This is a genomic window from Hypericibacter sp. (assembly GCF_050729195.1).
GTDB lineage: Bacteria > Pseudomonadota > Alphaproteobacteria > Dongiales > Dongiaceae > Hypericibacter.
Genome location: NZ_JBOHKS010000232.1, coordinates 1 through 5,777 on the forward strand (window position 1 = coordinate 1; position 5,777 = coordinate 5,777).

Annotated in this window: 6 protein-coding genes and 1 pseudogene; 1 reads left to right on the forward strand and 6 read right to left on the reverse strand. The window is 64.6% G+C overall.

The window, feature by feature from the left end:
- Together eno and ACREE8_RS18260 are read right to left on the reverse strand one after the other, a co-directional pair.
- A pseudogene (eno, locus tag ACREE8_RS18255) lies at positions 1-243 on the reverse strand (phosphopyruvate hydratase); the annotation flags it as partial.
- Positions 244-342: 99 nt separating this feature from the next.
- A complete protein-coding gene (locus ACREE8_RS18260; protein WP_431574433.1) occupies positions 343-882 on the reverse strand; it encodes a DinB family protein in 540 nt (179 codons plus the stop codon).
- 163 nt (positions 883-1,045) lie between these two features.
- On the opposite strand from ACREE8_RS18260, the gene ACREE8_RS18265 reads away from it, so the two are divergent.
- Positions 1,046-1,759, forward strand: a complete 714-nt coding sequence (locus ACREE8_RS18265) for a GNAT family N-acetyltransferase (RefSeq protein WP_431574434.1) — start codon at positions 1,046-1,048, stop codon at positions 1,757-1,759.
- A 15-nt stretch (positions 1,760-1,774) separates the two neighbouring features.
- Here ACREE8_RS18265 and ACREE8_RS18270 read toward each other — a convergent pair whose 3' ends face one another.
- The 4 genes from ACREE8_RS18270 to secG form a co-directional block, all read right to left on the reverse strand.
- Positions 1,775-2,557 carry an alpha/beta hydrolase gene (locus ACREE8_RS18270; protein ID WP_431574435.1) on the reverse strand — a complete coding sequence of 261 codons (783 nt, stop codon included), beginning with the start codon at positions 2,555-2,557 and terminating at the stop codon, positions 1,775-1,777.
- A gap of 90 nt (positions 2,558-2,647) precedes the next feature.
- Positions 2,648-3,481, reverse strand: a complete 834-nt coding sequence (gene kdsA, locus ACREE8_RS18275) for a 3-deoxy-8-phosphooctulonate synthase (protein ID WP_431574436.1) — start codon at positions 3,479-3,481, stop codon at positions 2,648-2,650.
- Positions 3,482-3,621: 140 nt separating this feature from the next.
- Complete coding sequence (locus tag ACREE8_RS18280; protein WP_431574437.1) at positions 3,622-5,247, reverse strand: CTP synthase; 1,626 nt, start codon at positions 5,245-5,247, stop codon at positions 3,622-3,624.
- A 104-nt stretch (positions 5,248-5,351) separates the two neighbouring features.
- A complete protein-coding gene (gene secG / locus ACREE8_RS18285; protein WP_431574438.1) occupies positions 5,352-5,717 on the reverse strand; it encodes a preprotein translocase subunit SecG in 366 nt (121 codons plus the stop codon).
- Between the last annotated feature and the right edge of the window lie 60 nt (positions 5,718-5,777).

Consider the following 5,777-nt stretch of genomic DNA (forward strand, 5'->3'; position numbering starts at 1 on the left):
GCCGCCGATCGCGTCGAAGATCTCGGTGTTGACCGCCTCGACGGCCTTCAGCACACCCTTGCCCTGATATTTCGACTTGTCGCCGTCGCGCAACTCGACCGCCTCATGCGCGCCCGTCGATGCGCCCGAGGGCACAGCGGCGCGGCCGAGCGAACCGTCTTCGAGCAGGATGTCGACCTCGACCGTGGGATTGCCGCGGCTGTCGAGAATCTCGCGGCCGCTGATGTCGAGAATGGCGGACATGGGTGAAAGGTCCCCTTCCAATATGACGATTCCGTGGTGGCCCGGCCGGTGCCAGGACAGCGGTGCCGGTGCCGTTACCGGCCGCTTATAGGGCCGCGATCAGGGCAACTCAAGCGCGGCCAGATCGGGCGCGCGCAGGGGCTGATCCTCGATCAGGAAGAATTCATCGAGTTGCGGCGGCGGCACGGAGGCTCCGGCCAGCATGGCGTGAACCTGACCACGGTGATGGATTTGATGGACGAAGAGGTGGCTCAGGACTGCCGAGGCGGGATTGACCGGCCGGTATCCATCGGCTCTGCGAATGACCACGGGCGCATCGATAGTCTGCGCAGTCAGCCGCTCGCAATAGGCAATCAGCCGCAGGTCCATCGCCTGCTGCGCCGGGGTCAGCTCGGCCAGCATCCGGTAAGGCAGGTTGTAGTCCATGGCATCGCGGTCCGTCGGCGTCGCCTCGAGCTGGTCCAGATAGAGCCAGTCGACCTCCAGGATATGCAGCATGGTCAGCGGCAGCGACGGGAAGAAGCTCACCCGCTTCCGGTTGAATTCCTCCTCGGTCAAACCTGCGCAGGCCTTGTGCAGCCGATAGTTTGACCAGGCGTTGTTTCGTGCCATGGACCGAAAATGCTGAACCATCTCCATGCTTGATTTCCTCTCTCGGATGCGGCGGCTCGGGGGTGACGGAATCGGCGATCCATGGGGCCTGCGTTGTCGCCTTTCCAGCCGGTTCGACAGGAGCCTCAGCCTCGCGCTAGTTTGTCGGCTCTGCAACCCACGCCGCGCCCGAACCGGAGAAAAAGACCCGATGTTGCCCGTTGGCCCGACCCTGACGAAATTTCCCTCCGGCAAACCGCCGATCCACGGATCGCTCGAAGGCCGCTATGTGCGTCTCGAGCTGGTGGATCCGAAGCGTCACGGACATCGACTCTATGTTCAGAGCCATGTTGACGAGGCGACCAAACAACTTTGGACCTACATGCCCTACGGTCCCTGGGACAGCGAAGCCGCCTTCATGGCCTGGCTCGAATCCCAGGCGCCGCTGACCGAGCCGCAATTCTATACCGTGATCGACGTCGCGACGGGCGATCCCAAAGGCATGCTGAGCTTCCTCAATATCCGCCCCAGCCAGGGCGTGATCGAGGTCGGCCATATCTGGTACGAGCCGAAGACGCAGCGCACGCGTCTGCCGCGCGAGGCGATGTATCTCATGTTCCGCCATGTGTTCGACGATCTGGGCTATCGGCGGCTCGAATGGAAATGCGATTCCCTGAACAAGCCATCGCGCGCGGCCGCCCTGCATTTCGGCTTCCGCTTCGAGGGCATCTTCCGCCAGCACATCATCACCAAGAACCGCAATCGCGACACCGCCTGGTACGCGATCATGGATCACGAATGGCCGGCGATCCGCGAGAATTTCGAGCGCTGGCTCGACCCGGCGAACTTCGATGCGGCGCATCGGCAGAAAAGCTCGCTGGGCGAGGCCAATCGCAGGCTGACGGGAGAAGACCAGGGCGGCTGAGAGGCCGCCCTCGGATCACTGCAGCGTCTTCAACCAATCCTCGACCACGGCGATCGAGGCATCGGGCGTTTCCACATGATCCGCATCGACTGTTTCGTGGCGGTCGAGATGATTGCCGGGCACGGTCGCAAAGGCCTTGTCGGCGATGCGCTGGCCGTTGTCGCGCGTCCCCGAGACCCACAAGAGCGGGATCGTCAATTTCGGCAGCACCGTCGTCATCATCGCCTTGATCGTGACGATGGGGCTGTCGAGACCATGGAAGCTCAGGAAGCTGTTCGGGCTGGCACGAATGGGAACGGTCTTGCCGTTCACCACATCGAAGAAATCGCTGACGGTCTGGCCCTGCCCTGCCTCCGCCATTTGCTGGGCTGTCTTGCGGCTTCGGATGAAATCGGGATAGGGCGAGGGATCGACCGGATCGGCAGCGGGCGCCAGCGCGACGATACCCGCCAGCTCGCTATGAGTGGCGCCGTAATAGAGGGCAACCGCACCGCCCTGGCTCATACCGGTGACGACGATCTTCGTGGCCCCTTGGGCCTTCAGATCACCAACGGCCTTCTCGATCTCGGCCATGCAATCCGCCAAGGGTCTGTCGAAGATCCGGGTCTTCGACCAGCACATCTCGGGTGATTCGACGATATAGCCTGACGCCTTCAGCGCCGCCGCGAGCTTGGCGAGCTGCGTCGGCATGCCGGTCTTGCCATGCATCAGCACCAGACCGATCCGACCGGCCGCGTGAACCGGCGCGATGGCGACCAGAATGGCGAATAGCGCCGACAGCGGCGAAACCCATCGCATCGAGCAATTCCCTCAGGATCGGCTCGATGCTAGTGGCGTCGCGGTGTCGGCCGCAAATTACAGTCGGGACAGGCCCGTCGCGGCCGCTCTTCAGGCTGCGGCCTTGGCGACCTTATCGAACGCCATCAACTGCTGCAGCAGCGCCGGCATCTGCTTCAGGGGCACCATGTTGGGACCGTCCGACGGCGCATGGTCGGGATCCTGGTGGGTCTCCATGAAGACGCCGGCGACGCCGACCGCGACCGCCGCGCGCGCCAGCACCGGCACGAATTCGCGCTGCCCGCCCGTCGACGTCCCCTGCCCGCCCGGCTGCTGCACCGAATGGGTCGCGTCGAACACCACCGGATAGCCGCTCTCGGCCATGATCGGCAGGCTGCGCATGTCGGAGACCAGCGTGTTGTAGCCGAAGGAGACGCCGCGCTCGGTCTGGAGGATGTTCTGGTTGCCGGTCGAGGCGATCTTGGCCACGACGTTCTTCATGTCCCAGGGCGCCAGGAACTGGCCCTTCTTCACATTGATGGTCTTGCCGGTCTCGCCGGCGGCCAGCAGCAGGTCGGTCTGGCGGCAGAGGAAGGCGGGGATCTGCAGGATGTCGACCGCTTCGGCCACGGGCGCGCACTGATCGATCGAATGGATGTCGGTCAGGATCGGGCAGCCATAGGTCTCGCGCAGCTCGGCCATGATCGGCAGGCTCTTCGCCATGCCCAGGCCGCGCTCGCCCTTGAGGCTGGTGCGGTTCGCCTTGTCGAACGAGGTCTTGTAGACGAGGCCGATGCCGAGCTTGGCCGTCAGCTCCGAGAGCGCCTGGCACATCTCATGGGCGTGGGCCCGGGATTCGAGCTGGCAGGGCCCCGCGATCAGCGACAAGGGCTTGTCGTTGCCGAAGGTCACCTGACCGACATGGACGTGGCGTTGCTGGGTCATGGCGTTTGTCCGATCGTTCGTTTCGTTCTGTCACCCTCGGGCTTGACCCGAGGGTCCAGGGGCAATGCCACGGTCCGCGGGCCGTCCCCTGGATGCCCGGATCAAGTCCGGGCATGACAAGCATAGAGGGACCGCGCCGCCTACACCAACCGGCTCTGCTCGAGGGCGGCGTGGATGAAGGCGGTGAAGAGCGGATGCGGTTCGAAGGGCTTGGATTTCAGCTCCGGATGGAACTGCACGCCGATGAACCAGGGATGCTCCGGGATCTCGACGATCTCGGGCAGGATGCCGTCCGGCGACATGCCGGAGAAGCGCAGGCCCACCTGCTCCAGCCGGTCCTTGTAGTTGATGTTCACCTCGTAGCGATGGCGATGCCGCTCGCTGATATGGAGCTTGCCGTAGATGTCGGCGACCTGGCTGCCCTCCGCCAAATTACAGTCATAGGCGCCGAGCCGCATCGTGCCGCCGAGATCGCTGTTGGAGGTGCGCCGTTCGACCTGGTTGCCCTTGACCCATTCGGTCATGAGCCCGACCACCGCATCGGCGCAAGGCCCGAACTCGGTCGAGCCCGCGCGCTCGACGCCGGCCAGATGCCGCGCCGCCTCGATCACCGCCATCTGCATGCCGAAGCAGATGCCGAAATAGGGCACCTTGCGCTCGCGCGCGAACCGCGCCGCCGCGATCTTGCCCTCGGCCCCGCGCTCGCCGAAGCCGCCCGGCACCAGGATGCCGTTGACGTCCTCGAGATGATGGACCGCGTCCTCGCGCTCGAAGATCTCGGAATCGATCCAGTTGAGCTTGACCTTGGCGTTGTTGGCGATGCCGCCATGGGTGAGCGCTTCGGCCAATGATTTGTAGCTGTCGAGCAGGGCCGTGTACTTGCCCACCACGGCGATCTGAACATTGCTCTCCGGCTCGCGCACGCGGGTCACGACGTGATGCCAATTGGCGAGCGTCGGCTCCTTGGTCTCGAGCTTGAAATGCCGGCAAACTTCGATGTCGAAGCCCTGCTCGTGATAGGCGATCGGCACTTGATAGATCGTGTCCACATCCAGTGCCGGGATCACGGCTTCGGGGCGCAGATTGCAGAACAGCGCGATCTTGCGCCGGGATTCGGGCGAGATCGGCCGATCGCAACGGCAGAGCAGAATGTCCGGCCGGATACCGACACTCTGCAGCTCCTTGACCGAATGCTGGGTTGGCTTGGTCTTGAGCTCGCCGGCCGAGGGGATCCAGGGCACCAGCGTCAGATGCACGAACATCGAGCGCTCCGACCCCAGTTCGTTGCCAAGCTGTCGGATCGCTTCGAGGAACGGCAGGCTCTCGATGTCGCCGACCGTGCCGCCGACCTCGCAGATCAGGAAGTCCTCGCCATGAAGGTCGGCGGTGACGAAATCCTTGATGGCGTCGGTGACGTGGGGAATGACCTGGACGGTGGCGCCCAGATAGTCGCCGCGCCGCTCGCGCGCGATCACGGTCGAATAGATGCGCCCCGAGGTGACATTGTCGCTGCGCCGCGAGGCGACGCCGGTGAAGCGCTCGTAATGGCCGAGGTCGAGGTCGGTTTCGGCCCCGTCGTCGGTGACATAGACCTCGCCATGCTGGGTCGGGCTCATCGTGCCCGGATCGACATTGAGATAGGGGTCCAGCTTGCGCAGACGCACCTTGAATCCGCGCGCTTGAAGAAGCGCGCCGAGAGCTGCTGCGGAGAGTCCTTTGCCGAGAGAGGAGACCACGCCGCCGGTGACAAATATGAACCGCGTCATGGGAGACCTTTATCCCTCGATTTGAACCCGGCTCGCAAGCACAGCCGCGCGCATGGCGCCCATGCAGCGCGCGAGCCGCGGAAACCCTTGAAATTCTGGAGCGGCTACTGCTGTCCGAGCGGGACGCTGGGCGCCGTTGGAGTCGTCGGCGTGGTCGTGCCCGAGTCGGTCGGCTGCAGCGGCGCCTCTTGCGTGGCCGGTGCCGTGGTCTGCTCGAAGATCGAGACCGGCCCCGTGCCGTGGCGTGCCAGGAGCGCCAGCAGGATGCTGGTGGCGATGAAGCAGCCGGCGATGATCGCGGTCGTGCGCGTCAGGAGGTTCGCCTGGCCGCGGCCGGAGAGGAACCCGCCCATGCCGCCGCTGCCGGCGGTGCCGAGACCGATGCCACCGCCCTCGCTGCGCTGCATCAGCACGACGGCGATGAGCGCGACCGCGAGCATCAAGTGAATCACCAGCACGACCTGTTGCATCGGGGAACCCTGGGTTCTGTCAGTCGGAAGCGATCGGTCCTGACCCGAGAGAAACGGGCC

Excerpts from the sequence above, each read along its gene's own strand:
- secG (WP_431574438.1), bottom strand. The coding sequence starts at position 5,717 with ATGCAACAGGTCGTGCTGGTGATTCACTTGATGCTCGCGGTCGCGCTC.
- ACREE8_RS18260 (WP_431574433.1), bottom strand. The coding sequence starts at position 882 with ATGGAGATGGTTCAGCATTTTCGGTCCATGGCACGAAACAACGCCTGG.
- ACREE8_RS18280 (WP_431574437.1), bottom strand. The coding sequence starts at position 5,247 with ATGACGCGGTTCATATTTGTCACCGGCGGCGTGGTCTCCTCTCTCGGC.
- ACREE8_RS18265 (WP_431574434.1), top strand. The coding sequence starts at position 1,046 with ATGTTGCCCGTTGGCCCGACCCTGACGAAATTTCCCTCCGGCAAACCG.
- ACREE8_RS18270 (WP_431574435.1), bottom strand. The coding sequence starts at position 2,557 with ATGCGATGGGTTTCGCCGCTGTCGGCGCTATTCGCCATTCTGGTCGCC.
- kdsA (WP_431574436.1), bottom strand. The coding sequence starts at position 3,481 with ATGACCCAGCAACGCCACGTCCATGTCGGTCAGGTGACCTTCGGCAAC.